Below are 22,266 nucleotides of genomic sequence, written 5' to 3' on the forward strand. Positions count from 1 at the left end.
TACGGCCCTCAGGGGCCGGGTTCGTGGTCATCATCGTTCGTTAGCTGTCGCTCATCTGGTAGAGCACGACCGCGACCAGAAGCGCCGCCGCCAGCCCGACCACCGGAATCGCCGAGTCGGCTACACTCGACGAATCCGAGTTCGAGGGCGTCGAGACATCAGAATTCGTTGACTCGTCCTGATCCGTCCCGGTCGAGATCTGCTCGACCTGCTCGGCTGCGTCATCTGCCATCTCGTCATTCGGGACGGTCACCTCGTCGGCTTCTGCGACGTCCACCCACTCGCCCCACGACTGCCCCTCGGACGGGCTGCCGCTCGGAGCGTCTACTGCAACGTGGGACTTGATGACCGCCAGCGCCTCATCTGCGTAGTCGCGGGCCCACGGACCACTCCCGCGCGGTCCAGCCTCTGGCAGTTTGTAGAACGTGCCGTTAATCGCCCCACCAAGACGGAGCACGCCCTGCTGGGGGTTGACGCGGGAGCCGCTCGGGATGATACTCTCGTCCTCTAGCTGGTCGACGAGCCCCCGGATGCCGTACTGCGTTTCATGGTCGCCGTCCTGCGCCCCAACAATCCGGGCGTACGTATCGATTTCCTCGGTGGTGACGCCGTCGCCGTCGTCGAGGTCGCGGTCCCCGTACATGACGCCGCCGTCGAGCGTGGGACCGACGTAATCCGCGTCCAGCGTGTCGCCTTTATACTCACTCATGGTTCCATCACGATGACGTTGATTTCGGAGTCACTGTCCGGGAGAGCGGCAAACGAGCCGTCATTAACCCTCATAGAGATGTCCACCGATGTTGTCGTCTTATTTTCCGGATGTAGTGAGATGACGTTTTGTTCGTCGTCGGTCGCATTAGCGGTGACTACCGGCGGGTTGCTAAACTCCTTGTCAAAGTTGACAGTAACTGAGGAGTTGCCGGTGCTCCCTTTGAGAGTCACTAAGTGAGACTCGATATGCGGGAGGTCAGCCTGCGAGACGGCACCGAATGCGAGCATCGACTCTGTGACTCCGCCATCTTGCACGCGTAACCGACCGTCGGCATCCAGCGTGAGGCCATTCGCGGTCGCGAGGTCCAGGACCTGCCCGCTGGATACGCGGAGCGGTCCCTCGACGGAGACGGGGTTGTGGTGCGCGTCGCGCGTGATACCCGCGAGTTGGCCGTGGTCGATGATGTTTAGCTGCTGCCACTCGGTCCCCGTGTAGGCGAGCGAGCGGTCGTTGTCCATGTCGTACCACATCTCGCCCTCTTCGGGGTTGACCGGCTCACCCGTCTGCACGTAGTCGTAGCCCGCGAACTGCGAGCCATGCGCCCAAACGCCCATCTTAGACAACCTCCCGGATTTGGGTCCGGACTGGCGTTGCGTTCTCGCCAACCAGGCGGATGTTTGAGGCGTTGTACGGGATGTGTTCGATGGCCGAAGCGTCGTCAGACGGGACGCTCACGGGGGATTCGTCGGGTTCGTACCAGTGTTCCCCGCCGTCCGGGGAGAGGTACACCGAAACGTCGATAGCAGTCTGTGTCGAGACGCCGAGGTATAGGGTGAACGCGGTTGCGTCGGCGAGGTCGCCCTCGACGCCGTCGCTGATGTCTTGCTCACCGTCGGTGAGCCCACTCTCTTCGGCGGCGCGCTTTGTGAGGGTGTAGTCGCCGTAGGTTTCGCCCGCCATCAGTTCATCACCTCGTAGCCCAGCGGTTGGATGCTGTACCGCCGCTGGCCGGTCGTATCCTGCAGGTTCCGTACAGTCAGTTCGAGGCTCTGGCTGAAGGCGCGAGCCGGGATGAACGTCACTTGTAGGTCGTCGATGTCGGTGGGCGGAATCGGCGCTGGCCCGTACACGATCTCGTCGTCCATGCGGACGACGTACTCGCTGTCGGGGCGCTTGCTCATCGCGACCGTGCCGATGCGGAATTCGGCGTTGTTCTGGACCGGGACGAAGCGTAGCGTAGCCTCTGTGTTGGCGCCGAGCAGCACGCTCGTGGGCTCGCAGAACGGCCGGTCGCTCTCCTTTGGCTCGGGGAAGAGGTCCGGCATTACTGACCCTCCCGGCGCTTGTGCGCCTCGTTGAGCGTGCCGTCTGGGATGGGGCGTTTCTCACCCCGGATTTCTGCTTGTTCGCGCTGTTCGGTCCACGTCGTCGTTTCGTCGTTGGTGGTGTTGTCAGTCATTGTAGGTTGAGTAGAGCCAGACGGCGAGCAGCGCGACCTGTACGAGCTGGAGGGCGAGTTCGATGTCTTCGCGGCTCCAAGTCGACGCGTCGATGGCGGCCGCGAGCGGGGACTGCTCGCTCGCGGCGTTTGTGGTCGACGCGGCCGTGTCGGTGCTGTCGCTGTCGGTGTCTGTGGTGTCCCAAAGATTGGAGTTCATCTGTCAGCCCTCCAGGGCTACATGGAGTCCTTCACGTCGCTCTTCAGGCCGGGGACGACGCCGCGGCCCTGGAACGCCGAGAAGTTCAGTAGCGCGTTCGTTGCCACAGCGCCGTCGCCGTCTGGGTCCTCGAAGCGCGCGACGTACGGCACGTCCACGTACACGTCGAGGGTCATGTCGGAGGCGACCCACGGCTCTAGCTCGTCGCCCGGGTCGGTGAACTCGAAGTACTCGGGCTGCTCGCTGAGGTTCTTCCGGTGGATGTTCTTCACCGAGACGGTCTTGAGGTTCTTCGAGGTGCTCGTACTGCCCTCGATGGCCTTCTCCACTTCGAGCGTCCCCGCCTTGTCCGGGATGTAGAAGGCGTGGACGGTCGAGCCGGTGCCGGGGTCGGTCACGTCGATGGTACCGGTGCCGAGGTCGACGTTGTCGGGGGTGCCGTAGTAGTCGCCGTCAAGCCAGACGACGACGTTCTGGGTGTTCGGGCAGTCCCGAATCCCGTGGCTGACGGTGAACTGCTCGGTGTCGCCAGCGTTGCCGTCGGTCGGGCCGAGGCCTTCGTAGGCGGGGAGCGCGAGTTCGAGCGGGCGGTCGGCGCCCTTGCCGAGCAGCTTGTGGGGCGTGTCTGCGCGGAGGCGGGCAACGCGGCTGCGCTGCCCCATCGCGTTCGCGGACCAGTCGAAGGCCTGCGGCGAGATGTTCCGCCGGTCGTAGCCGGTCTTTGCAAGCGCCTGCTGGACGTTCTCTGACATTCCGGGCATGGTCAGTTGGAGAACGGCCCTTCGACGGCGTCGGTGTCGAGCTGGGCGACCGACTGGCTCTTGCTCCATGCGACCGTGGACTCGACCATGATGGCGAACTCGTCGATGTGCCGAATCAGCACGCTCGACGGCACGCCCTCCTTGCCGGAGGCTTCGGGGTACTGGAGGTCGACCTTCGACTGGTCGATGTTGTCGGCGTCCTGCTGAGTGGTGATGTCGTTGCGGACGTAGTGACCGATGTTGGTGATCTCCTCGCTGATGCGGTGGAAGGAACTCTGGCCGGCACGCTTGACCGCGAGGTAGACGGTCGTGGTGCCGACCGGGAGCGGGTCGCCGTTCTGGTCGCGCGGCTTCAGGTACAGCGGAAGCCCGGAACTCTGGCCAGCGGCGACGGCGTTGAGGAGGCGCACGGCGGTGCCGGGGTCGGGGTCGTAGGTGACGACGGCGGTCTCGTGGTTGGCGACGCCGTCCTGGGCCTCGACGTTGGAGCCGGTTGCGCCTTCGTCGAGGAAGATGTTGGCGGCGGCCATCAGTTACCGACCTCCGTGATGTGCTGCTTGAGGTTCATGCGTTCGGCGAACTTGTCGACGGAGTAGAGACCGCCGCCGAGCATGAGTTCGCGCGAGTAGGCAGGGGAGTACTGTGCGCCAGCGACGACGAGCGCGCCATACGCTTCGTCGGGGATGTCGTAGTTGGTGTTCGGTTCGATGAGGTTGCGGGCGACGGTTGGGCCGACGAACCCGGCGAATACGGCCCCGGCCTGGGACCAGAATTCGGGGTCGGCGAGTTCGTCGAGCGCGTCCATCGCGTCTTCGGTAGCTGCCATGATGCGACTAAGCCGAGCCCCGGCCCGTTTGTACCAGCCCGGCTTAGAAAGCAGGTGAAGGCGCTGGGTCCCGCTGGGTCCCGCTGGGACCCGCTGGCTATCGTTCGTGCTTGTTGTAGTACGCCATCAACTCGGCAATCACCTCTGCGTTCCCGGGTTCGAACCCCTTCTCGTCCGCCATTTCCCGTTGAATCTCGCGGAGTAGTTCGGCTTTATCGCCGTACAGCGTCGCGCTCGCGCTTGGTCTCGTCATCTTAGGTGCTCCCTGGTGCTTTCAGTGTCTCGCCCTGTGCGCCGTAGTGGGTGCTGTCCATCGAGACGTTGCGCGTGTCCTTTCGCTCTATGTGGCCGCTCTCGTCGCCGTACACCCATTCACTGCCGACCGTGTCGCCGTTCTCGTCCGTGAACTTCCGTAGCGGCAGCGCTTCGCCGTCGACGAGCAACTCGTCGGGAAGCGCCGCCGTGACGCGGTCGACGCTGGGGTTGTGGACTTCGACGGGATACTCGATGATGCTACGAATCTTCGAGAGGTCGCCGCTCGACGTAAACCCGCCGAGGATGGTGAACATCATCTGCGCGAGCACAGTCTCGTCGAGCTCGGTCAGCCGCTGCGTGACCCAGAGACTGCTCGCGCCCTCGCCGCGTCCGGTCGTCGCGAGCCCCTTCACGCCGTCCGGGACGTTGCCACGCTGCGGAGCGACGAAGTGCGCCTCATCGATGACCGTCAGCGACGTGCCGGCGAGTTGCCGGTTCGCCTTCATCACCGGGTCGGCCACCTCTTCGCGCCACGTCTCGGCGTCGACGTGCCGGCAGAGCACGACGCGCGGGTTCTGCTTCAGGAACTGCTTCCACTCCGCGACGCCGAACGCCTCCGCTTCGCGGGGACCGACGATGAAGTGCTTCGCGTACCCGGCCTTCACCAACCCGCGGTACTCGTCTTTGAAGTCAAGGACAGCGAGCCGGTCGTACTCCTCTGCGTTCTCCTCTGTCCATGCCTGCGTATACCACGATTTTCCAAAGCCGGCTTTCGCTGCGAGCAGCCCGTTCACGGCTTAGTCCTCCTCTTCGTAGGCGTTCCTGATGGGCTCAGAGAGCCCTTCAGTGACTTGAACCTGCATCTTGCCGCCGTGAAGGGGTACGACCGAGATGTCGTAGCCCTCTATCCAGAGGCCGTGAATCGTGGCAGCAGAGATGGAGCTGTCCGTGATGCCGACCCACTCCCCGGGACGGTCGCAGGCGTGGAGTTCCACGCCGTAAACGCGTGGTTCGGGCTTCAGTGAGCCCGGATGGCGGTTGTCAGTCGCCATTCCCATCCTCCTCGACGGGCTCGACGTCGATAACCTGGGCGCCGGTGAGCTCGAGGTCGCCGCCGTGCCACCGCGGGATAGTGACGGGTTCGCCGTCTTCGAGGCGGCGAAGGGCGTCCTCGCCGAGTGTCACCGACTGCTCGGTCTGGGGCGCGGGTTCGCTGCTGGGCGCGACCGCTTGGATGGCCTCCCAGAGCGCCATCAGGGTGAGGAACAACCCGAGAGCGAAGGCGAGTTCGTCGGCGAGGCCGTCGCTGTCGAAGTCGGTGTACGTCATACCTCGCCCTCCATGTCTTCCGCGACGGCGGCCATCACGGCTTCGACCGTCCGCAGGTTCGTCGTCAGTACGTCCTGAATCGCCTCCGATGGGCGGAAGTCGACGACGTTGGCCTCGAACTCTTCGAGAGGAACGCCGAACGTGTTTTCGACGTGGACGGCGGCGAGGTCGTCGTCGCTGAACGACTTCGCCTCGGGCGACGTACTGCGGTAGTTCTTCGCCCACGCCTCTTTCTGGTTCCCCCATTCGTCGTCGTTGAGGCCAGCGTACGCGACTGCTTTCTCGGGGTTGTTGAGGTGGTCGGGCGCGAACTCTTCGAAGTACCAGCCGACGAGGTCGGCTTGGCTGGCGCGCTCGGCCATCGTTTCGAGCTGGGTGGCGCGCTCTTCGACGTCCGGGAGTTCGTCGACGCTCACGTCGGCGTCGGAGGCGTCGGCGAGGCGCTGCGCGAGCTGTAGCTGGGCGCGCTCGCGCCGAGCGACCACCTTGGAGAGCGCCTGCATCTGGGGGCGGAAGCGGTCGAACATCTGTGCGCCGGTCTGCTGCGTCACGGTCTCTTGGAGTTGGTCAAACATCGTCGTCGGAGTCGCTGGATTTCGCTTTGCTGAGGGCCTTACTCGGGAGGTCGGTGCGGCTGACGAGCACGGTCATGGCGAGCGCGGCGGTGGCGATGAGCATCCCCTGGGCGGGGTCCATCTCGGCTTTGCCTTGCTCGGCCATCCAGTCGTCTACGTACTCGTCGAGGTGGAGGTCGCGGGCGAGGTCTTCGCTGATGTGGTCGGCGTCGTCGTGGCCGTACTCGTCGATGACGGCGTTCAGGCCGGTGGTGACGGTGCCGACGTAGAGGTCGCCCCAGTTGGTCGTGGAGCCGCCGGGCGCGGCTGGCGTGCCGGCCTCGTCCTCGGTGGCCGCGTCGTCGGTGTTGCTGTCCTCCTGGTCGTCGTCGACGTCGGCGCCGGCCTCTTCCTCGACCTGTTCGGCGAGGTCGGCGAGCCCGCCCATGTCGGCTTGCTCGTCGGGGTCGATGTCGGGTTGCTCGCCGCTGTCGTTCTCGCTGGTTTCGCTTGCTTCGGCCTGCTCTTCGGCGCCTTCTGCCTTCTGGGCTTGCTCGGCGTCGCTCATTCCCAGAGTTCCTCCGTCTCGTTCTGCTCGGTCTCGTTGCTCTCGTCGTCGCTGTCAGCGTCGACGCTGGCCGTACTGCCGGATGGCGAGCTGTCGTCGTCGCGGAGCACGAACCAGTAGATGGCCGCGGCGACCGCGACGGCGCCGACGACGAGCAGCACTGTCTGGGTGCTCGGCGCGGGCACACCCCCGCTTTCGCCGCTGCTCTCGTCGCCTGTAGGCGATTGCTCGTCGTCGCTAGGCGAATCGCCCGACGACTCGCCTTCGTTGCCCCCTTCGTCGCTGCTCTCCGAGTGCTGTTGCTCGTACTCTTCCTGTGTAGCCATGTCAGAGCCGTTTTCGTCCTGCTCTGAAGGCGAGGATTCGCCGCCTTCAGACTGCTCTCCGTCCGGTTCTGCCTCTTCGTCGCCGGAGCCGTCGGTAGCAGCGCTTTCTGGGGGCGTTTCGCCCTGCTCTGAAGGCGAGGGTTCGCCTGCTTCGCCCTGCTCTTCGGCGCCTTCTCGCTGCTCTTGGTTGTGCACCTCTTCTTTGAGGGCGTTCCAGTCGTGGCCCTCGCTGGTCTCGGCGTTGATGTGCGAGCGCACCGAGCCGAGCGAGCGCTCCGCGTCGACGCCGAACTCGCACTCGTCGACCGGGCACCAGTGCGGCTTCAGTGTCATTCGAGGTCGTCGACGGCGTCAGTCATCGCGCGAGCACCTGCCGCGGCTTCCTCGAAGAACTCCGCGAGGTCTTCGGGGTCCTCGACGTCCGGGAGCGAATCAGCGAGGTACTCTGGCGACACTTCTACGGTTGCTTCGATTGTTCCGTTCCGTTCGATTTCGAGCGAGTAGTAGCCCGTAGTGCCGGGATTCAGGTCGCTGGGGTCGGTGATGGTGAGTTTCATGATTGGGTTTCGGTGTGGCCCTCGGCGTCGTGGGCGTGCTCGCCCTCGACCGCGAGCCGGTCGCTTAGCTCTTCGAGTCGTTCCAGTTCGATGGGTTCCTGGCCGTGGTCGGCGCGAATCGCGTTGATGGCCGCGGCCGCCTGCTCGGCGTTCCGCTTCGCCTCCAGGGCGTCGTCGATCTCTTGGGCGAGCCGGGCGATGGCGGCCTTGTAGCCCTGCCACGCTCGGCCGAGCGCGCCTGCTGCCTCGCCCTCGATGTCCTGCTCGCTGTCGGGGTCGTTTTCGTCGAGAATCGCGGCGACTTCCTCGTCATCGTAGCCACAGGCGTCGCTCAGGAATTCGCAGGCGTCGGGGTCGCCGTGTTCGCAGTGGTCGCGGGCGTGGTCGCACTCCTCACCCATGGCAGATTCGGCACGGCTGAGGCGTTCGTCGGTACTGTCCTCGGCGTCGAGACGACGTCCCCCCCCCACCATCGCGGGCAGCACGGTCGGCGAGGTCGCGGTGTTCGTCGACGGTCAGCGTCGCGTCGTAGTAGCTGGTCCAGTCGTCTACGCCCGCGTCGAGCATCACGCCCTTCACGGCGGCGGCCTTCCGGTAGTTGTTCGAGCCGGTGAACGGCCCGAGGCGGTCTTTCTCGCTGTCGGTCAGCTCGACCTGGCCGCCGTCGGCGGTGCGTTCGTCGCGGCTGCTGGCGGCTTCAACTTGCGCGCGGTCGAGCAGCCAGTCGGGCGTATCTGAGACGAACGCGACGGTTTTCCGGCGCTCGTCGTCGTCGATTGGACACACCCATTCGTCGTGGTCGCGCCGGTACGCGTCGGCGGTCTCCATACTCCCGAACTCAACTTCGATAGACACGGTTCACCTCGCCGCAGGAACAGGCGCGAGAGGCGCAAAGCGGCGTGGATTACTTGAGTCGGACTAAAGTCTCAGTAAGTCTTAACGGGCTACTGTGCGAGGGTATTGCTGTAGTCATGGCGATGAATCAGTTGGTGTCCATCGGCGGTACGTCGGCAGGCGTTTCGATACCGCTCGATGAACTACGCGACGAAGGAGTTGTAACGGGCGGGAAAGGCGGCGAACCCCTCGAAATCGAGGATACGATGATGCGCGTCGAGCGCTTCGACCGGGGCGCGTGGCAGGTCGTGCGCACCGACGTTCACGACTTCCCGGCGTACATGGAGAAACCCGCGTTCTGCCAACAGGCGGAACCGACGGTAACGGCCTGAGAAGGCGAGAAAGAGCGGTCTACTGTTCTTCAGACGGCTCGCTTCAGCTTCGGGAGTTGGTCGCGACGGGTCCACGGCCGAACGCGAGCGCCTCCGCCGCCGAAGGCCCAGACGGTCGCGCCGAGCACGTGTTCGCGAGCGATGGCGCGACGACTTCTACGGCCGTACTCCGCGCTCTCGTCGGCGTCACTCATCGCGGGCCTCCCAGTGGTTGAGCTTCCAGTAACTCTCACTGGTGTACGGCGAGCCGGTCGGCCGGATGTAGCCGCGCCGATGGAGCTGCTTCAGAACGAGGTCCTTCGCCTCGCTCTTCGCGATGTTCTCGGGACCGCCAGAGACGATGCGGCAAGCAGTATCGTCGCGGACGTTGCCGTTGCTCGTGGCGGCCGCACAGAGTTTCCTGTAGCCGCGAGCGAGTCGGGGCTCCGTCGGCGGGATAAGCGGCGTGTCGTAGCCGTCGGGCTCGCTGTTGACCTTCTCTCGAATGTACTCCTCGATGTCGCCGCTCATCGAATCGACTTCAGTGCGGTACCGCTCCTTCAGATTCTCGTCGACGCGGACGGTGATGGTCGTCGTCTTGTCGCCGCCTGCGAGGGTGTTGCCGCTCACGCCCCGACACCTCCGTTGTGTGTTACAGGACTCGGGTTTGTCACACAGACGGAGACGACGCGAGTCGACCGATTCTGAGCGACTCGGCGATTCGCGGTGTGTTCGTGTGACGACCCCCTGGGGAGGGTTCTGAGAGCGGCTTCGCGCGCTCCCGTGTGTGCGTGCGTGAGGCTGGCGGCTGTCCGTTCGTCGTCGCTGTGGGCATTCTGTGGGGTCATAGTTGGGATTCGGGGCGGCCGAACTCGCGGCCGTCGTGGCCGGCGGCGGGCTCGATGGGCTGGCCGCCGTCGGTGGCGGGCGTTTTCTGTGGCTGTTCGGGGATGCGGACGCGGTCGCCGTCGTCGCTCTCGACGTGGACGAAGGCGGCTTGACGGAGCGTGCAGAGGTGCGCGCAGGGGCCGCCGTTGTACGTGAAGCCCTTGCAGTCGCACCAGCCTGCGAAGTAGTCCTCGCGGCGGAGCAGCGCGGTGACGTGGCGCTGGCCGTTGGGAAGGCGTACGGTCCACGCGTAGCTGTTGAGTTTGCGTATCTCGGTGGCGTCGGCCATCGGCGCGGCGCGCTCCCAGCTCGTCGAGCGGCGTTCGCACTCGGTTTCGAACTCGACGGGCGTGGCGGCGGCCGCGAAGTCGTCGGCGGCGTCTGCGAGGTTGTCTTCGGCGCGGCTGAGGTGGTTGCCGACGGTGCCTTTCGAGCGCTCGGTGTCGCTGGCGAACTCGGTCACGGGCATCTCGCCGGGTGCGCGGCAGTGACGCCATGCTTCGAGTTGCTTCTCGGAGAGCGCGGCCTCGATGGGGTCGGTCATGGGCCTGCGAACACCCCCGAGGGACCGCCGCCGCAGTCGGGACAGACGCGGTGCGGGATGCCGCCGCGGGTCGAGGTGACTTCGAGGCGGGTGCCGCAGTTTCCACAGAAGCGGTTCATGGGCGGCACTCACCTCGGTCGAGGGCGGGGCAGAGTTGGCCGTCGTAGTCTATCCAGCCGCCGCAGTAGCGACAGATGTCACTGTCGTCGCGGTCGTCGTGAGAACGGGCTGGGGCGCTCACGCAGACCACCCCGTAAAGCGGTCGCTAAGTGTCGAGAAATGCGGGAAAAGGGGTATATGTGAAGTGGGCCGGCACGAATTTGAATCGTGGTTACGGCCACCCGAAGGCCGAAGGATACCAAGCTACCCCACCGGCCCGCGTCTCTACGTTGTCTCGTCGTCGGTTTAACGCTTCCGAATCGCAGGAATCGATCGGGTGGGAATGACACTCTCGTCGGCGAATTCGGCGTGCTAACTCACTGCACAGTTGGTAATTGCCAACGTCATCGTTAACCGGGAGGCACGTCTGGTCGTGCGTAGGTAGTACTTCATGAGCAACGACAAACCCGAGCGCGATGCGGACGACCTGCGACCCGACGGGGGAAGCGGGGACCACTGGGAACCGAAAGGCGTCGACGACTGGTGGCCGAACCTGCTCGACGTCGACGTGCTCGACGACAACCTCCGCAACGTCGGTCCGCTCGAGGAGGACTTCGACTACGCGGACGCGTTCGAGGACGTCGACTACGAGGAACTGAAAAACGACATCCGGAAGGTCATGATGGACTCGAAGGACTGGTGGCCGGCCGACTACGGCACCTACGGCCCGCTGTTCATCCGGATGGCCTGGCACAGCGCCGGGACGTACCGGACCATCGACGGGCGCGCCGGCGCGTCCGGCGGCCTCCAGCGACTCCCGCCGGAAAGCAGCTTCCCGGACAACGTCAACCTCGACAAGGCCCGCCGTCTGCTCCAGCCGGTCAAGGAGAAGCACGGCCGCAAACTCTCGTGGGGCGACCTCATCATCCTCGCCGGGAACGTCGCCCTGGAGACGATGGGCTTCGAGACGTTCGGCTTCGCGGGCGGCCGCGACGACGAATTCAAGCCCAACCACGCCGTCGACTGGGGGCCCGAGACCGAGTGGGAGACCACGTCCCCCGAGCGCTTCGAGGACGGTGAGGTAGGCAACCTCAAAGACCCGCTCGCGAACACCGTGATGGGGCTCATCTACGTGAACCCCGAGGGGCCGTACGGCGAACCGGACGTCGAAGGCTCCGCGGCGAACATCCGCGAGGAGTTCAGCCGGATGGCGATGGACGACGAGGAGACGGTCGCGCTCATCGCCGGCGGCCACACGTTCGGGAAAGTCCACGGCGCCGACAACCCCGAAGAGCACGTCGACGCCGAACCCGAGGACGCGCCGATCGACCTGCAGGGGCTCGGCTGGGACAACGACCTCGGCGAGGGCAAGGGCCCGGACACGATTACCAGCGGCATCGAGGGTCCCTGGAACTCCGCGCCGACCCAGTGGGACATGGGCTACATCGACAACCTCCTGAACCACGACTGGACCTCGGTCAAAGGTCCTGGCGGTGCGTGGCAGTGGCGGCCGGTCGGCGAAGACGTCGAGGACGCGCCGGCCCCGCACGACCCCGAGGACACCGAGGAGCCGATGATGCTGACGACGGACGTCGCCCTCAAGCACGACGACGACTACCGGGAGATTCTGGAGCGCTTCCAGGAGAACCCCGACGAGTTCCAAGCGGCGTTCGCGAAGGCGTGGTACAAGCTCATCCACCGCGACATGGGCCCGCCGGAGCGCCTCGTCGGCCCCGAAGTCCCCGAGGAGACGTTCGTCTGGCAGGACCCGCTCCCGGACGCCGACTACGACTTCGTCGGCGACGAGGAGGTCGCCGAGCTCAAGGAGGCCCTCCTCGACTCGGACCTCTCGCGCCAGCAGCTCGTGAAGACCGCGTGGGCGTCTGCGTCGACGTACCGCGACAGCGACAAGCGCGGCGGTGCCAACGGTGCACGCGTCCGCCTGGAACCCCAGCGCAGCTGGGAGGTCAACGAGCCCGACGAACTGGAGACCGTCCTGGAGACCCTCGAAGACGTCCAGGAGGACTTCAACAGGTCGCGCTCGGACGACGCGCGCGTCTCGCTCGCCGACCTCATCGTGCTCGGCGGGAACGCGGCCGTCGAGCAGGCGGCCGCCGACGCCGGCTACGACGTGGAAGTGCCGTTCGAGCCGGGCCGCACCGACGCCACGCAGGAGCAGACCGACATCGAGTCCTTCGAAGTGCTCGAACCGAAGGCCGACGCCTTCCGGAACTACCTCGGCGGCGGGTACGACGACCGCCCCGAGGACCGGATGATCGACAAGGCCGACCTGCTGGACCTGTCGGCCTCCGAGATGACGGTGCTGGTCGGCGGCATGCGCGCGCTCGGCGCGACGTACGGCGACGCCGACCGCGGCGTCTTCACGGACGAACCGGGCACGCTCACGAACGACTTCTTCGCGAACCTGCTCGACATGAGCTACGAGTGGGAGGCTGTCGACGAGGACGAAGAGGTCTTCGAGGTCCGCGACCGCGAGAGCGGCGACGTCGAGTGGGAGGCCACTCGCTTCGACCTCATCTTCGGGTCGAACGCCCGCCTCCGCGCCATCGCCGACGTCTACGGCGCCGACGACGCCGACGAGAAGTTCGTCGAGGACTTCGTCGACGCCTGGAGCAAGGTCATGAAGCTCGACCGCTTCGACCTCGAATAAGCGCGCTATCGCGCTTCGATTCTTTCTTTCGCGCTCAGTCCGCCAGCCGTGCGGCCGTCAGTCGACGCGGGCTTCCACGTAGTCCACGGCGTCCGCTGGCGTCTCGACGTCCTCGACGTGCGGTGCGTCGGGCGCGCCGAGCCCCGCAATCGGCCGGTCGTAGATTGAACTGAAGCCGACTTCCGAGAGCGTGCCGCCCGCGCCGTCCACCGCGATCACGGCGTCGCCGTTCACGACGACGAGCGCGTTCCGCGCGTGCCCCATGCTGGTCGCGATAGCGGTCTCCACGTACTCGTTGGCGGCCGCTCGGTCCTCGCCCGGGAGGATGCCGATTGTGTGACCGTCGGCTTCGCTCGCGCCGCGGCAGGCTGCTCGCATCACACCACCGAGCCCGCCGCAGACGACGGTGTGTCCGCGCTCCGCGAGGAGGCGGCCGACTTCGTGGGCGTTCTCGACGGCTTCGTCCGGTGGCGCACTCGCGCCGATGACACTGACGCGCATCAGTACTCGGTGAAGCCGTCGGTGTCGAGGTAGTTGTGTGCGACCGTAATCGTGTGGTCGGCGTGCAGGATTTCGGGGCCGACGCGCACGCGCTGGTCGCTACGGTCCGCGAGGAAGACGGCTTCCTCCTCGGTGAAGTCCTCGTGGTCCGAGAGCACGAAAATCGGGTCCTCCGGGGGTTCGACGGCCGCGAGCGCGTCGCCGTCCTCGTGGAGTTCCACGACGGTTCCGTCGAGGTCGTCCAGCACCGTCCGGAACCCGCGCTTGGAGACGTGGATGCCGGGTGTCGACTCGGCCTCGCGGTGGCCGATGGCGCGGTCTTTCGCCTCCAGCGCTTGCTTGAGCAGGCCGGCGATGTTGCGCTCGTCGGGATTCATGTACCGCAACTCACTGCCGTCGATGCGGACGGTCACCTCGTCAGCGAGCACGAGGTGCACCTGAACGTCTCGACGGAGGTCGTGCGAGAGGAACAGCGCGGCGTTGACGCACCGGCAGAGCACGTCCAGACGCCCCGCGCCGCCCGCGAGGTCGTCCAACGAGAAGTCGGGGTCGGTCGGCGCGTGGTGGCCGAGAACGACGAACTGGCGCATACCGACCCATCGCAGCCCCGCGATTTACCCCTATCGACCGACCACGGAACAGCCGATTGAACAGTCGTCTCCTGGCGGATCGAAAGGGCGAGCGGCGGTCGACGACGGCGGACGAAGCAAGCACGCGAGCCCAGCGAGCACGCACAGCGAGCGCGCACAGCGAGTCCCCCGAGTCGAGCGGCGCGAGGGCTTTCTGGGGGAACAGAGTGGACACTAGCGGCTGCGAGAAGTCGACACTCGAGGACCGAAGAGTACGTACCAGCGGCCCCCGACACAACACCCATGACAGTCTTGGAGGACGCGCGACGGGTGCTGGCGGAGGACCCGATTTGCGACGCGTGCGTGGGTCGGTGTTTCGCGGAGCGGAGTTTCGGGTTAACGAACGCCGAGCGCGGGCGGGCGCTCCGGACGACCATCGCGCTGGAGGACGACAAGCCGTACGAGGACGTCGAGCCCTCCGAGTGCTGGGTGTGTGAGGGCACGTCGGGGCGCTTCGACGAATTCGCAGACCTCGTCGTGAACGCGCTCTCCGAGCAGAACTTCGACACGTACCAGGTGGGGACGCGAGCGCCGCCGCTCGTGGAGGAGAACGAGACGATGCTGCGGGACATCGCGGACTTAGAGGAGGACGCTGGCGAACTGTTCAAGTCCGAGTGCAACCGCGAGGTCGGCAAGCGCGTCGGCCAGGAGACGGGCGCGGACGTGGACTTCGAGCGCCCGGACGTGCTCGCGATACTGGACGTCGAGCACGAGACGGTGGACGTGACGGTGAATTCGGCGTTCGTCTACGGCCGGTACCGCAAACTCGAGCGCGGGATTCCGCAGACGAAGTGGCCGTGCAGCGACTGTAACGGGACGGGGACGCTCGTGGACTCGCCGTGTCCGCACTGCGAGGGGACGGGCTTCCTCTACCCGGAGAGCGTCGAGCAGTTGACCGCGCCGCCTGTCATCGACGCGATGGACGGCGAGTCGGCGTCGTTCCACGGCGCGGGCCGCGAGGACATCGACGCGCTGATGCTGGGGACGGGGCGGCCGTTCGTCGTCGAGGTGGACGAACCACAGGAGCGCCACCCGGACCCCGAAGAACTGGAGGACGCCATCAACGAGTACGCCGACGAGAAGGTCGAAGTCGAGGGGATTCGGCTGGCGTCCTACGAGATGGTGGCTCGCGTGAAGGAACTGGACGCCCGTAAGCGTTACCGTGCGCAGGTGGAGTTCGGCGAACCGGTCACGGAAGAGGAGTTCGACGCCGCACTCCTCGAACTGGACGGCGCGACCATCCAGCAGGAGACGCCCCAGCGCGTGAAACACCGGCGTGCGGAGAAGGTCCGCGAGCGCGAAGTGTACGATATCGAGGGCGAACTCACGGACGACACGCACGCCGTCGTCGAAGTGGAGGGCGAGGGTGGCCTCTACATCAAGGAACTCGTCTCCAGCGACGAGGGCCGCACGGAGCCGAGTCTCGCGGGCGTGCTCGGCGTGGAGGCGACGGTGACGGCGCTGGACGTGGTCACCGTCGAGGGCGAGCGCGACGAGTTCGAGGACGAGGAGTTCTTCGTGGAATGAGCGAGCGGTTCGGCGTGGACGAGGCCGGCAAAGGTCCCGTTCTGGGGTCGATGTTCGCGGCGGCAGTCGTCGGCTCCTCCAAGGACCTCCCGGATGAGATCGCAGACTCGAAGCGGCTCTCGCCCGCGCGACGCGAGGACCTAGACGAGCGAATCCGCGAGCGCTGCGAGGTCGGCGTCGCCGAGGTTCCCGTCGAGCGCATCGACGACCCCGAGACGGACATGAACACGCTCACCGTAGACGCGCAGGCAAGCGCGTTCGACGCGGTTGCGGCGGATGGACTCGCAGGCTACGTGGACGCAGGGGACGTGGACGAGGCGCGGTTCGGCCGGCGGGTTGCCGAGGGCGTCACGGCCGACGTGGACGTGACTGCCGAGCACGGCGCGGACGACGAGTACGCGCTCGTGGCGGCAGCGAGCATCGTCGCGAAAGTCGCCCGCGACAGCCACGTCGAAGAACTGAGTGTGGAGTACGGCGACGTGGGCTCGGGCTACCCGAGCGACCCGACGACGCGGGACTTTTTGCGGGAGTACGTCCGCGAACACGACGCGCTGCCGGATTGTGCGCGGGAGTCCTGGCAGACCAGCCGGGACGCGCTCGCTGCTGCCGAGCAGTCCGGACTCGACGAGTTCTAGTCGCTCTCGGGCGTCGGGACGTCGCTCTGCTTGGGGTCAATGCCGCGGCGGTTGGCGTCGAGTTCCGAGAGGCCGTAGACGAGCGCGACCAGCAGGCCGACGCCGACGGGGAGCAGCAGCCACGGCGTGATTCTGGTGTACCCCCAGACGACGAGCAGGAGCGCGGAGACAGCCACGACAGTAACTGCGTAGTACAGTTGCGTACGCACGTGGTCGATGAGGTCCGCGCCCGTGAACGTCGCCGACAGCACCGTAGTGTCGGAGATGGGCGAGGCGTGGTCGCCGAAGATGGCGCCCGAGAAGACGACGCCGACGGCGGCCGCGACCATCGTGTGGCTGCCCGCGAGGTTCCACGCGACCGGCACCGCGATGGGCGTGACGATGCTCATCGTCCCCCACGAACTCCCCGTGGAGAACGCGACGAACGCAGCGGTGAACAACACGATGACGGGCAGCAGTTCGGGCGTGAGGAACTGTTCGACCGCGTTCGCGACGTACGTGCCGGTGCCGAGCGCTTCGACGACGTTCCCGATGGACCACGCGAGCACGAGAATCGTCACCGCGGTGAGCATGATGCCGAACCCGTCGATGGTGGTGTCGACACTCTCCCCCAGCGAGAGCACGCCGTACGCGAACCCGAGCACGTACGTGGAGACGACCATCGCGAACGACCCGAAGATGAGCGCGAGCGCGTAGTCGGCGTCCACGACCATGTCGTATAGACTGGCGCCGGGCGCGTACCCCGTGTACAGCGCGGAGCCGACGGTGACAGCGATGAGCACCGCGATGGGCGCGAAGAACGAGAGCAGTTTCGGGTTCTCCGTCTTGGGTTCGCCGAGCGTGGCTTCGACGTCCTGCATCGGGCGGGCGTCGTCGCGGGTGACTTTGCCCGTCGTGGAGGCGCGGTGTTCGGCGCCGAGCATCTCGCCGTAGTCCCGGCAGGAGAGCACGACGATGGCGACCATCGCGATGGCGAGAATCGCGTACATGTTGAACGGAATCGACTGCAGGAACACCGCGAAGGCGTCGGGGCGGTCGGCGACCGCCACGCCCGCCGTCTGGTAGCCCGTCTCTATCATCGAGAGCTGGAACGCCACCCACGAGGAGATGGTGAGGGTGGCGACGGGCGCGGCCGTGGAGTCGACGATGTAGGAGAGTTTCTCGCGGGAGACGCCGAGGAAGTCGGAGACGTCTTTCATCGTGGAGCCGACGACCGCGGAGTTCGCGTAGTCGTCGAAGAACAGCAAGAGACCCAGGAGCCACGCGACGACGCCCGCGGTGCGCTTGCTGTCGATGTGTTCGAGCGCCCAGTCGCGGACGGCGTGGGAGCCGCCGAGGCGCCAAATCATCGCGACCGCCGACCCCAACAGCAGCGTGAAGATGATGATTTGGGCGTGGAAGATGGAGCCCTCGCCGTCCGCAGACACCTGTGAGATGGAGCGCGCAATCCAGTCGAAGGTCTGTGCGAGGCCGACGCCGCCGGTGAAGATGACGGCGCCGGACCACACCCCGAGGAACAGAGACAGCACCGCCTTCCGCGTAATGATGGCGAGTGCGATGGCGAGCAACGGGGGGACGATAGAGAGGACGCCGAAGTCGGACATATCTCGTCCTTTCGCTCTATCGGCTTAAATCCCACTCTGGAGCGCTGACACCGCCAGGCTACCGAGAGCAATCCACAGTTTTATCGGTCGGCGCGGCAACCGAGTGGAGACGATGGTCGTACAGCGATTGGACGCGCCCACCCCCGGGGAGGTCGTCGACGCGGCGAAGGCGGCGGTCCGGGACGGCGCGGTGTTGACCGTACAGGCCCGCTGCGAGGTCGAGTACGAGGGCCGCACCAGTGGCTATCTCGGCGAGGGCGACCGGCTGCTCGTCGCGAAGCCCGACGGAACCTTCCTCGTCCACCAGCCGACCGGCCACAAGCCCGTCAACTGGATGCCGGGCGGCGGCACCGTCGAAGTCCGGGAGAGCGACGGCGACGCCGTCCTGCTCGCGCGCCGCAGCAACCCCAGCGAGCGCGTGGAAGCCCGCATCCTGGAAGCGTATGGCGTCACGCGCTTCGAGGCCGACGACGGCGCGACCTACGAGGAGTCCGGCACGGAAGCGGAGATGCACGAGTACATCCAGAACAACCCCGAGAGCCTCGAAGACGGTCTGCGCATCGTCGAACACGAGCGCGAGACGAAGTACGGGTTCGTGGACTTCTACGCCGTCGACAGTGAGGGCACGCCCGCAGTCGTCGAGGTCAAGCGGATTCAGGCGACGCTCAACCACTTCGACCAGCTCAAGCGCTACGTCGAACTGTACTCCGAATCGAACGAGAACGTCCGCGGGATGTTGGTCGCGCCGTCCGCCTCCGAGCGCGTGCGGCGCGCGCTCCGCGACAACGACATGGAGTTCGTGGAATTGTCGGAGTTCGGGCTGGACGCGAAGGGCGCGACCGAAGCCAAACTCACCGACTTCTAGGCGGCGGGGAACGAGAGCACGACCTCGTTGCCGTTCTCGCGGTCGCCGAACGAGAGGTCGCCGTCGTAGGCGTCGAGAATCCAGCGCACGAGCCAGAGGCCGACGCCGCTGCCGTGGCTGAGCTGCGTGATTTCGCGCTCGCCGGTCACGGTCTCCCGCTCGACATCGGGAATCTCGGGGCCGTCGTCGCGGACGACGACTTCGACGCGACCGTCCGTCTCGGTGACTTCGACGCCGACCCACGGCTCGTCGCTGTCGTTGTGCTGGATGGCGTTCTCGACGAGTTCGCGAATCGCGTCCGCGAGGTAGTCCCCGGCTACGGCCGTCGCGTCGGCAGCGTTCACCTCGATGGTCGCGTCCGGGTGGTCCTCGCGGAGGTCGGTGACGACGTCGGCGACGGCGCTGCCCAAGTCGTAGGGACGGGGTTCGGGCGGGTTCTCGACGAGGTCGCGGATGGTCGTGATGTGTTCGTGGAGTTCCGCAAGGCGTTCGCCGGAGCCGTGGACGTCGTCGGCGAGGTCGTCGCTCGACTCGTCGTCAGCCATTCGGACGCGCGTCGAGTAACTGTACAGCCGCTGGGCTTCCGTGCGGAGGTTGTGGCGGACGAGCCGCGAGAGCACATCGAGTTTCTCGCGTTCGCGGGCGAGTTCGCGGGCGCGGATGCGGCGCGCGTCGTTGACGCCGATGAGGACGTGCGCGACGGCGCTGACGGCGACGACGACCGTGCCAGAGAAGATGGGCGCGGCGGGCAGCGACGCGACCGCGGACTGGTAGGCGTACAGCAACGCGAGCGCGGCACCGATGACGACGACGCCGAGCGCGTTCCAGCCGGCGATGCCGAGCGTCTGCCGGAGCGTGAAGCCCGCGCGATAGACGACGTAGCCGGCGGCGACGAGCGCGAGGCCGACGAGCGCGCCGAACCCGGCGAGCAGCCAGCCCGAAGTCGGCGGCTGCGTGTCGAGGACGTGTCGCGCCATCACGGCGACGACGACGAGCCCCGTGAGGCTGATGGTGGCGCTGGCGGCGGCGCGCCACGTATCTGTGTGCATAGTCGGTATGCGTCCGTAGGCAGGTTAAGCGTGGTGCTCGCGGCGGCCGACGAAAAAGACGGCGGCGTCAGTGCTCGCCGGTGAGGAGCCGGCGGAGGATGTCCCCGTACGCCGGGCGCGTGACGAGCACGCCGATGAGCACGCCGAGGATGGTGATGATGGCGAACCCGCGGAGGTCGCCGAGGCTGAGCACCGCCAGCGGACTCATCGCGATGATGGTCGTGACCGCTGCGGCCCCGATGACCCACAGCGCCTTGCGGAATCGGCTCTTGAACACGCGCTGGGAGCCGATTTCCTTGGTCATCACCTCGTCGGCGATGATGACGAGGTCGTCGACCCCGGTCCCGATGACGGCGATGAACCCGGCGATGTGCGAGAGGTCGAGCGCCAGCCCGCTCACGGCGGCGAACCCGAGCAGGATGACGACTTCCGCCAGCGCCGTGAACACCATCGGTATCGCGACCCGGGGGTCGCCGTACCGGGCGAACACGACCAGCGCCATCGCGATGGCGGCGGCGATGCCAGTCACCAAGGACAGCGGCTTGTACCGCTCGGCGAAGCTCGGGGAGACGTAGTAGGAGTCCTGGAATTCGAGTTGCGTCGGGAGCGCGCCTGCCTGGAGGTTAACGCGCAGTTCGCGGGCTTCCTCCATGGAGTTGGCCGTGATGACGAACCGTGGGTCCTGCACGAAGTCGCCGTTCTCGAAGCTCTGGGCGAGGTTCGCGCGGACGCCGGCGTCGTAGACGACTTCGCCGTCGAGGACGGTGAGCAGGCAGTAGCCGCCGTCCGGGAACTGGCAGTTACTGGTGCCCTGGCTGGACGTGAAGCCGTACTGGCGCATGTCCGCTGCGAACTCCTCGGCGGCGTCTTGGGTCAGCGAGACGGGGACCGACGGCCGGCCGTCGATGACTTGCGCGGTGCTGACGTCGCTGCGCTGGAGTTGGGCGTGCGAGAGCACCGTGGCGTTCGTCTGGTTGCCGTTCTGTGGGTAGTACGCCCACATCTCGACCTCACCGCGTCCCTGGATGAGCGAGCGCACCTCGGAGGCGTTCTGTCCGGGGACTTCGACGACGATGTAGTTCCCGCCGGCCTGCGTCCGCGTGGAGTAGACCGAGGCCCCGGAGAAGCCCGTCGCGTCGATTTTCGTGGAGATGGTGTCGACGATTTCGCTCCGCGTCGCGGCCGTGACGCCGCTGGAGACCGAGTCATAGCCGTACCCCAGCGAGTCGAGGGCGGCCTTGACCTCCTCGGTCGTGTTGGCCGCGTACACTTCCACGACGTCGGGGCTGTCGGCGGCCCGCCGGTCGCGCGCGGTCACGCTCCCGGGTTCGAGCGAGAGCGCGTTGGCCACGTCGGATTCAAGGGCTTCGCGTGCGCTCTCGTTGGTCGGGACGTCGACGCCCGACGCGGTGACGCCGACCGCGGTCGCGCGCAGCCGCACGCCGCCGGAGAGTTCGAGACCGTACTGGAGGTTCGTCGGCCGTGACGCGGCCTCCTCGTCCCCGCTGGCGGACGCGCCGATGCCCGGCGCGAACAGCGCGACCGATGAGCCGAGCAACAGGACGACGAGGAACGCGACCCGCCAGTTCTCGCGGAGCCAGCTCATCGCGCCACCCCCTCGAATTTGTACCAGCGAAGCAGTGTGACGTTCATCATGTAGGTGTTCACGAGGTCAGTCGTCAGCCCGAAGACGAGCACCAGCCCGATGTCCGTGAGCAGCTGGATGCCGAAGATGTAGGAGACGATGGTCATCACGATCATCGTGACGATGGAGGTCACGGTCATCGTGACACCGGTGCGCATCGCGCGGTGGACGCTCTCCCAGAACCCACCGGAGCGCCGGAGGACGTGGTTGTTCAGGAGGATGTCGGAGTCGACACTGTAACCGATGAGCATCAACAGCGCGGCGACGGTCCCCAGCGAGAGCTCGATGCCGAAGACGTTCATCAGCGCGATGGGGACGATAATGTCGCTGAACGCCGACAGCACGACCGCGATGGAGGGGACGAACGTGCGGAAGAGGAGGAAGACGACGGCGCTCATGCCGAGGAAGGCGATGGCGAGCCCGAGAAGTGCGAGCTGCTGGGTGGAACTACCGAACGAGGGCGCGATGCCCTGTGACTGGACGACTTCGAAGCCGGCGTCCCTGGCCTGCTGGGAGAGGGCTTGCGTGTCGTCGGACTGGAACGTGATGAGGTACTGGGAGCTGCTCGTGCCGATTGAGCGGATGGACTCGTGGTCCTGCTCGAACGCAGCCGTAATCTCCGATTGGGGTGCGTCCGATTCGACCACGAGCTCCGTTCCGCCGGTGAACTCGATGCCGGGGTCGGCCGGCCATCCCGTGAGGGCGAACGACGCGCCCACGACTGTGAGCGCGATTACCAGCAGCGCCAGCGGCGGGGCGACGAGCTGCCGCATGGAGTACTGACTGAGGTCGACCTCAGGGACCTCGAAACTGGGCATGACTGCCGGTCGGGAGCGAGCGAGGTTAAGGCTTCTTATA

The 22,266-nt window shown here is 66.3% G+C and carries 34 protein-coding genes and 1 tRNA gene; 5 read left to right on the forward strand and 30 right to left on the reverse strand.

All coding sequences use genetic code 11. The annotated features are described in order from the left end of the window. Window positions 1–40: 40 nt before the first annotated feature. From LPA46_RS05085 to LPA46_RS05170, 19 genes are all read right to left on the reverse strand, one after another. The gene (locus LPA46_RS05085) at window positions 41–709 is read right to left on the reverse strand and encodes a hypothetical protein (RefSeq protein WP_230891690.1); all 669 of its coding nucleotides are present in this window, start codon (window positions 707–709) and stop codon (window positions 41–43) included. After that, complete coding sequence (locus LPA46_RS05090) at window positions 706–1,326, reverse strand: H-type lectin domain-containing protein (RefSeq protein ID WP_230891691.1); 621 nt, start codon at window positions 1,324–1,326, stop codon at window positions 706–708. The genes LPA46_RS05085 and LPA46_RS05090 overlap by 4 nt, the downstream gene beginning before the upstream one ends. Before the next feature lies 1 nt (window position 1,327). Continuing rightward, window positions 1,328–1,672 carry a hypothetical protein gene (locus LPA46_RS05095; RefSeq protein WP_230891692.1) on the reverse strand — a complete coding sequence of 115 codons (345 nt, stop codon included), beginning with the start codon at window positions 1,670–1,672 and terminating at the stop codon, window positions 1,328–1,330. Continuing rightward, window positions 1,672–2,037, reverse strand: a complete 366-nt coding sequence (locus tag LPA46_RS05100) for a hypothetical protein (protein WP_230891693.1) — start codon at window positions 2,035–2,037, stop codon at window positions 1,672–1,674. The genes LPA46_RS05095 and LPA46_RS05100 overlap by 1 nt, the downstream gene beginning before the upstream one ends. Then, window positions 2,037–2,171 carry a hypothetical protein gene (locus LPA46_RS18790; RefSeq protein WP_269073606.1) on the reverse strand — a complete coding sequence of 45 codons (135 nt, stop codon included), beginning with the start codon at window positions 2,169–2,171 and terminating at the stop codon, window positions 2,037–2,039. Before LPA46_RS18790 ends, LPA46_RS05100 begins: the two co-directional genes overlap by 1 nt. Then, window positions 2,164–2,370 (reverse strand): hypothetical protein, encoded by a 207-nt coding sequence (locus LPA46_RS05105; protein WP_230891694.1) that lies wholly within the window; start codon window positions 2,368–2,370, stop codon window positions 2,164–2,166. The genes LPA46_RS18790 and LPA46_RS05105 overlap by 8 nt, the downstream gene beginning before the upstream one ends. A 17-nt stretch (window positions 2,371–2,387) precedes the next feature. Further along, window positions 2,388–3,131: a hypothetical protein gene (locus tag LPA46_RS05110; protein ID WP_230891695.1), complete on the reverse strand. Its 744-nt coding sequence runs from the start codon at window positions 3,129–3,131 to the stop codon at window positions 2,388–2,390. 2 nt (window positions 3,132–3,133) lie between these two features. Next, window positions 3,134–3,661: a hypothetical protein gene (locus LPA46_RS05115; protein ID WP_230891696.1), complete on the reverse strand. Its 528-nt coding sequence runs from the start codon at window positions 3,659–3,661 to the stop codon at window positions 3,134–3,136. Further along, entirely contained in the window at window positions 3,661–3,957 is a 297-nt protein-coding gene (locus LPA46_RS05120) for a hypothetical protein (protein WP_230891697.1), read from the reverse strand. The genes LPA46_RS05115 and LPA46_RS05120 overlap by 1 nt, the downstream gene beginning before the upstream one ends. A gap of 97 nt (window positions 3,958–4,054) precedes the next feature. After that, window positions 4,055–4,210 carry a hypothetical protein gene (locus tag LPA46_RS05125; protein WP_230891698.1) on the reverse strand — a complete coding sequence of 52 codons (156 nt, stop codon included), beginning with the start codon at window positions 4,208–4,210 and terminating at the stop codon, window positions 4,055–4,057. 1 nt (window position 4,211) lies between these two features. Beyond that, window positions 4,212–5,006, reverse strand: coding sequence for an ATP-binding protein (locus LPA46_RS05130; RefSeq protein ID WP_230891699.1), 795 nt, complete (start codon window positions 5,004–5,006; stop codon window positions 4,212–4,214). A 3-nt stretch (window positions 5,007–5,009) separates the two neighbouring features. Next, on the reverse strand, window positions 5,010–5,264 hold the full coding sequence (locus LPA46_RS05135; RefSeq protein ID WP_230891700.1) for a hypothetical protein: 255 nt from the start codon (window positions 5,262–5,264) through the stop codon (window positions 5,010–5,012). Further along, complete coding sequence (locus LPA46_RS05140) at window positions 5,254–5,541, reverse strand: hypothetical protein (RefSeq protein WP_230891701.1); 288 nt, start codon at window positions 5,539–5,541, stop codon at window positions 5,254–5,256. The genes LPA46_RS05135 and LPA46_RS05140 overlap by 11 nt, the downstream gene beginning before the upstream one ends. Further along, the gene (locus LPA46_RS05145) at window positions 5,538–6,116 is read right to left on the reverse strand and encodes a hypothetical protein (RefSeq protein WP_230891702.1); all 579 of its coding nucleotides are present in this window, start codon (window positions 6,114–6,116) and stop codon (window positions 5,538–5,540) included. The genes LPA46_RS05140 and LPA46_RS05145 overlap by 4 nt, the downstream gene beginning before the upstream one ends. Beyond that, a complete protein-coding gene (locus LPA46_RS05150; protein ID WP_230891703.1) occupies window positions 6,109–6,663 on the reverse strand; it encodes a hypothetical protein in 555 nt (184 codons plus the stop codon). Before LPA46_RS05150 ends, LPA46_RS05145 begins: the two co-directional genes overlap by 8 nt. Further along, window positions 6,660–7,322 (reverse strand): hypothetical protein, encoded by a 663-nt coding sequence (locus tag LPA46_RS05155; protein ID WP_230891704.1) that lies wholly within the window; start codon window positions 7,320–7,322, stop codon window positions 6,660–6,662. The genes LPA46_RS05150 and LPA46_RS05155 overlap by 4 nt, the downstream gene beginning before the upstream one ends. Continuing rightward, a complete protein-coding gene (locus LPA46_RS05160) occupies window positions 7,319–7,546 on the reverse strand; it encodes a hypothetical protein (protein ID WP_230891705.1) in 228 nt (75 codons plus the stop codon). The genes LPA46_RS05155 and LPA46_RS05160 overlap by 4 nt, the downstream gene beginning before the upstream one ends. Then, entirely contained in the window at window positions 7,543–7,947 is a 405-nt protein-coding gene (locus LPA46_RS05165) for a hypothetical protein (protein WP_230891706.1), read from the reverse strand. Before LPA46_RS05165 ends, LPA46_RS05160 begins: the two co-directional genes overlap by 4 nt. Continuing rightward, window positions 7,940–8,401 (reverse strand): hypothetical protein, encoded by a 462-nt coding sequence (locus tag LPA46_RS05170; protein WP_230891707.1) that lies wholly within the window; start codon window positions 8,399–8,401, stop codon window positions 7,940–7,942. Before LPA46_RS05170 ends, LPA46_RS05165 begins: the two co-directional genes overlap by 8 nt. Window positions 8,402–8,523: 122 nt before the next feature. Here LPA46_RS05170 and LPA46_RS05175 point away from each other — a divergent pair, with 122 nt between their 5' ends. Beyond that, window positions 8,524–8,772: a hypothetical protein gene (locus LPA46_RS05175; protein WP_230891708.1), complete on the forward strand. Its 249-nt coding sequence runs from the start codon at window positions 8,524–8,526 to the stop codon at window positions 8,770–8,772. Window positions 8,773–8,801: 29 nt separating this feature from the next. On the opposite strand, the gene LPA46_RS05180 is transcribed toward LPA46_RS05175, so the two are convergent. The 5 genes from LPA46_RS05180 to LPA46_RS05195 all read right to left on the reverse strand — a co-directional run bounded on the left by LPA46_RS05180 (window position 8,802) and on the right by LPA46_RS05195 (window position 10,561). Further along, a complete protein-coding gene (locus tag LPA46_RS05180; protein WP_230891709.1) occupies window positions 8,802–8,966 on the reverse strand; it encodes a hypothetical protein in 165 nt (54 codons plus the stop codon). After that, on the reverse strand, window positions 8,959–9,381 hold the full coding sequence (locus LPA46_RS05185; RefSeq protein ID WP_230891710.1) for a hypothetical protein: 423 nt from the start codon (window positions 9,379–9,381) through the stop codon (window positions 8,959–8,961). The genes LPA46_RS05180 and LPA46_RS05185 overlap by 8 nt, the downstream gene beginning before the upstream one ends. Before the next feature lie 214 nt (window positions 9,382–9,595). Beyond that, window positions 9,596–10,183 (reverse strand): SWIM zinc finger family protein, encoded by a 588-nt coding sequence (locus tag LPA46_RS05190; RefSeq protein WP_230891711.1) that lies wholly within the window; start codon window positions 10,181–10,183, stop codon window positions 9,596–9,598. Further along, window positions 10,180–10,302, reverse strand: coding sequence for a hypothetical protein (locus LPA46_RS18795; protein WP_269073607.1), 123 nt, complete (start codon window positions 10,300–10,302; stop codon window positions 10,180–10,182). Before LPA46_RS18795 ends, LPA46_RS05190 begins: the two co-directional genes overlap by 4 nt. Window positions 10,303–10,488: 186 nt before the next feature. Then, window positions 10,489–10,561 (reverse strand) — tRNA-Pro (locus tag LPA46_RS05195). Window positions 10,562–10,733: 172 nt separating this feature from the next. On the opposite strand from LPA46_RS05195, the gene katG reads away from it, so the two are divergent. Beyond that, a complete protein-coding gene (gene katG / locus LPA46_RS05200) occupies window positions 10,734–12,953 on the forward strand; it encodes a catalase/peroxidase HPI (protein WP_230891712.1) in 2,220 nt (739 codons plus the stop codon). A gap of 57 nt (window positions 12,954–13,010) precedes the next feature. On the opposite strand, the gene LPA46_RS05205 is transcribed toward katG, so the two are convergent. Together LPA46_RS05205 and trmY are read right to left on the reverse strand one after the other, a co-directional pair. Beyond that, window positions 13,011–13,454, reverse strand: a complete 444-nt coding sequence (locus tag LPA46_RS05205) for a TIGR00725 family protein (RefSeq protein WP_230891713.1) — start codon at window positions 13,452–13,454, stop codon at window positions 13,011–13,013. Then, window positions 13,454–14,044, reverse strand: coding sequence for a tRNA (pseudouridine(54)-N(1))-methyltransferase TrmY (gene trmY, locus LPA46_RS05210; protein ID WP_230891714.1), 591 nt, complete (start codon window positions 14,042–14,044; stop codon window positions 13,454–13,456). The genes LPA46_RS05205 and trmY overlap by 1 nt, the downstream gene beginning before the upstream one ends. Window positions 14,045–14,326: 282 nt before the next feature. On the opposite strand from trmY, the gene LPA46_RS05215 reads away from it, so the two are divergent. Next, window positions 14,327–15,610, forward strand: coding sequence for a tRNA pseudouridine(54/55) synthase Pus10 (locus LPA46_RS05215; protein WP_230891715.1), 1,284 nt, complete (start codon window positions 14,327–14,329; stop codon window positions 15,608–15,610). After that, window positions 15,607–16,245 carry a ribonuclease HII gene (rnhB, locus tag LPA46_RS05220; RefSeq protein ID WP_230891716.1) on the forward strand — a complete coding sequence of 213 codons (639 nt, stop codon included), beginning with the start codon at window positions 15,607–15,609 and terminating at the stop codon, window positions 16,243–16,245. The genes LPA46_RS05215 and rnhB overlap by 4 nt, the downstream gene beginning before the upstream one ends. Here the strand turns inward: rnhB and LPA46_RS05225 are convergent. Continuing rightward, window positions 16,242–17,849, reverse strand: coding sequence for a Na+/H+ antiporter NhaC family protein (locus tag LPA46_RS05225; protein ID WP_230891717.1), 1,608 nt, complete (start codon window positions 17,847–17,849; stop codon window positions 16,242–16,244). The two genes, rnhB and LPA46_RS05225, sit on opposite strands and share 4 nt — an antisense overlap. Window positions 17,850–17,961: 112 nt before the next feature. Here LPA46_RS05225 and nucS point away from each other — a divergent pair, with 112 nt between their 5' ends. Then, window positions 17,962–18,714: an endonuclease NucS gene (gene nucS, locus LPA46_RS05230; RefSeq protein ID WP_230891718.1), complete on the forward strand. Its 753-nt coding sequence runs from the start codon at window positions 17,962–17,964 to the stop codon at window positions 18,712–18,714. Here nucS and LPA46_RS05235 read toward each other — a convergent pair. The 3 genes from LPA46_RS05235 to secF all read right to left on the reverse strand — a co-directional run bounded on the left by LPA46_RS05235 (window position 18,711) and on the right by secF (window position 22,226). After that, window positions 18,711–19,763, reverse strand: a complete 1,053-nt coding sequence (locus LPA46_RS05235; protein ID WP_230891719.1) for a sensor histidine kinase — start codon at window positions 19,761–19,763, stop codon at window positions 18,711–18,713. The two genes, nucS and LPA46_RS05235, sit on opposite strands and share 4 nt — an antisense overlap. A gap of 67 nt (window positions 19,764–19,830) precedes the next feature. Further along, window positions 19,831–21,369, reverse strand: a complete 1,539-nt coding sequence (locus tag LPA46_RS05240; RefSeq protein ID WP_230891720.1) for a preprotein translocase subunit SecD — start codon at window positions 21,367–21,369, stop codon at window positions 19,831–19,833. Next, window positions 21,366–22,226, reverse strand: coding sequence for a protein translocase subunit SecF (secF, locus tag LPA46_RS05245; protein ID WP_230891721.1), 861 nt, complete (start codon window positions 22,224–22,226; stop codon window positions 21,366–21,368). The genes LPA46_RS05240 and secF overlap by 4 nt, the downstream gene beginning before the upstream one ends. Between the last annotated feature and the right edge of the window lie 40 nt (window positions 22,227–22,266).

The sequence above is a fragment of the Halobacterium sp. KA-6 genome (assembly GCF_021029015.1).
Classification (GTDB): Archaea; Halobacteriota; Halobacteria; order Halobacteriales; family Halobacteriaceae; genus Halobacterium.

Excerpts from the sequence above, each read along its gene's own strand:
- LPA46_RS05085 (WP_230891690.1), bottom strand. The coding sequence starts at position 709 with ATGAGTGAGTATAAAGGCGACACGCTGGACGCGGATTACGTCGGTCCC.
- LPA46_RS05090 (WP_230891691.1), bottom strand. The coding sequence starts at position 1,326 with ATGGGCGTTTGGGCGCATGGCTCGCAGTTCGCGGGCTACGACTACGTG.
- LPA46_RS05095 (WP_230891692.1), bottom strand. The coding sequence starts at position 1,672 with ATGGCGGGCGAAACCTACGGCGACTACACCCTCACAAAGCGCGCCGCC.
- LPA46_RS05100 (WP_230891693.1), bottom strand. The coding sequence starts at position 2,037 with ATGCCGGACCTCTTCCCCGAGCCAAAGGAGAGCGACCGGCCGTTCTGC.
- LPA46_RS18790 (WP_269073606.1), bottom strand. The coding sequence starts at position 2,171 with ATGACTGACAACACCACCAACGACGAAACGACGACGTGGACCGAACAG.
- LPA46_RS05105 (WP_230891694.1), bottom strand. The coding sequence starts at position 2,370 with ATGAACTCCAATCTTTGGGACACCACAGACACCGACAGCGACAGCACC.
- LPA46_RS05110 (WP_230891695.1), bottom strand. The coding sequence starts at position 3,131 with ATGCCCGGAATGTCAGAGAACGTCCAGCAGGCGCTTGCAAAGACCGGC.
- LPA46_RS05115 (WP_230891696.1), bottom strand. The coding sequence starts at position 3,661 with ATGGCCGCCGCCAACATCTTCCTCGACGAAGGCGCAACCGGCTCCAAC.
- LPA46_RS05120 (WP_230891697.1), bottom strand. The coding sequence starts at position 3,957 with ATGGCAGCTACCGAAGACGCGATGGACGCGCTCGACGAACTCGCCGAC.
- LPA46_RS05125 (WP_230891698.1), bottom strand. The coding sequence starts at position 4,210 with ATGACGAGACCAAGCGCGAGCGCGACGCTGTACGGCGATAAAGCCGAA.
- LPA46_RS05135 (WP_230891700.1), bottom strand. The coding sequence starts at position 5,264 with ATGGCGACTGACAACCGCCATCCGGGCTCACTGAAGCCCGAACCACGC.
- LPA46_RS05140 (WP_230891701.1), bottom strand. The coding sequence starts at position 5,541 with ATGACGTACACCGACTTCGACAGCGACGGCCTCGCCGACGAACTCGCC.
- LPA46_RS05145 (WP_230891702.1), bottom strand. The coding sequence starts at position 6,116 with ATGTTTGACCAACTCCAAGAGACCGTGACGCAGCAGACCGGCGCACAG.
- LPA46_RS05150 (WP_230891703.1), bottom strand. The coding sequence starts at position 6,663 with ATGAGCGACGCCGAGCAAGCCCAGAAGGCAGAAGGCGCCGAAGAGCAG.
- LPA46_RS05155 (WP_230891704.1), bottom strand. The coding sequence starts at position 7,322 with ATGACACTGAAGCCGCACTGGTGCCCGGTCGACGAGTGCGAGTTCGGC.
- LPA46_RS05160 (WP_230891705.1), bottom strand. The coding sequence starts at position 7,546 with ATGAAACTCACCATCACCGACCCCAGCGACCTGAATCCCGGCACTACG.
- LPA46_RS05165 (WP_230891706.1), bottom strand. The coding sequence starts at position 7,947 with ATGGGTGAGGAGTGCGACCACGCCCGCGACCACTGCGAACACGGCGAC.
- LPA46_RS05175 (WP_230891708.1), top strand. The coding sequence starts at position 8,524 with ATGAATCAGTTGGTGTCCATCGGCGGTACGTCGGCAGGCGTTTCGATA.
- LPA46_RS05180 (WP_230891709.1), bottom strand. The coding sequence starts at position 8,966 with ATGAGTGACGCCGACGAGAGCGCGGAGTACGGCCGTAGAAGTCGTCGC.
- LPA46_RS05190 (WP_230891711.1), bottom strand. The coding sequence starts at position 10,183 with ATGACCGACCCCATCGAGGCCGCGCTCTCCGAGAAGCAACTCGAAGCA.
- LPA46_RS18795 (WP_269073607.1), bottom strand. The coding sequence starts at position 10,302 with ATGAACCGCTTCTGTGGAAACTGCGGCACCCGCCTCGAAGTCACCTCG.
- katG (WP_230891712.1), top strand. The coding sequence starts at position 10,734 with ATGAGCAACGACAAACCCGAGCGCGATGCGGACGACCTGCGACCCGAC.
- LPA46_RS05205 (WP_230891713.1), bottom strand. The coding sequence starts at position 13,454 with ATGCGCGTCAGTGTCATCGGCGCGAGTGCGCCACCGGACGAAGCCGTC.
- trmY (WP_230891714.1), bottom strand. The coding sequence starts at position 14,044 with ATGCGCCAGTTCGTCGTTCTCGGCCACCACGCGCCGACCGACCCCGAC.
- LPA46_RS05215 (WP_230891715.1), top strand. The coding sequence starts at position 14,327 with ATGACAGTCTTGGAGGACGCGCGACGGGTGCTGGCGGAGGACCCGATT.
- rnhB (WP_230891716.1), top strand. The coding sequence starts at position 15,607 with ATGAGCGAGCGGTTCGGCGTGGACGAGGCCGGCAAAGGTCCCGTTCTG.
- LPA46_RS05225 (WP_230891717.1), bottom strand. The coding sequence starts at position 17,849 with ATGTCCGACTTCGGCGTCCTCTCTATCGTCCCCCCGTTGCTCGCCATC.
- nucS (WP_230891718.1), top strand. The coding sequence starts at position 17,962 with ATGGTCGTACAGCGATTGGACGCGCCCACCCCCGGGGAGGTCGTCGAC.
- LPA46_RS05235 (WP_230891719.1), bottom strand. The coding sequence starts at position 19,763 with ATGCACACAGATACGTGGCGCGCCGCCGCCAGCGCCACCATCAGCCTC.
- LPA46_RS05240 (WP_230891720.1), bottom strand. The coding sequence starts at position 21,369 with ATGAGCTGGCTCCGCGAGAACTGGCGGGTCGCGTTCCTCGTCGTCCTG.
- secF (WP_230891721.1), bottom strand. The coding sequence starts at position 22,226 with ATGCCCAGTTTCGAGGTCCCTGAGGTCGACCTCAGTCAGTACTCCATG.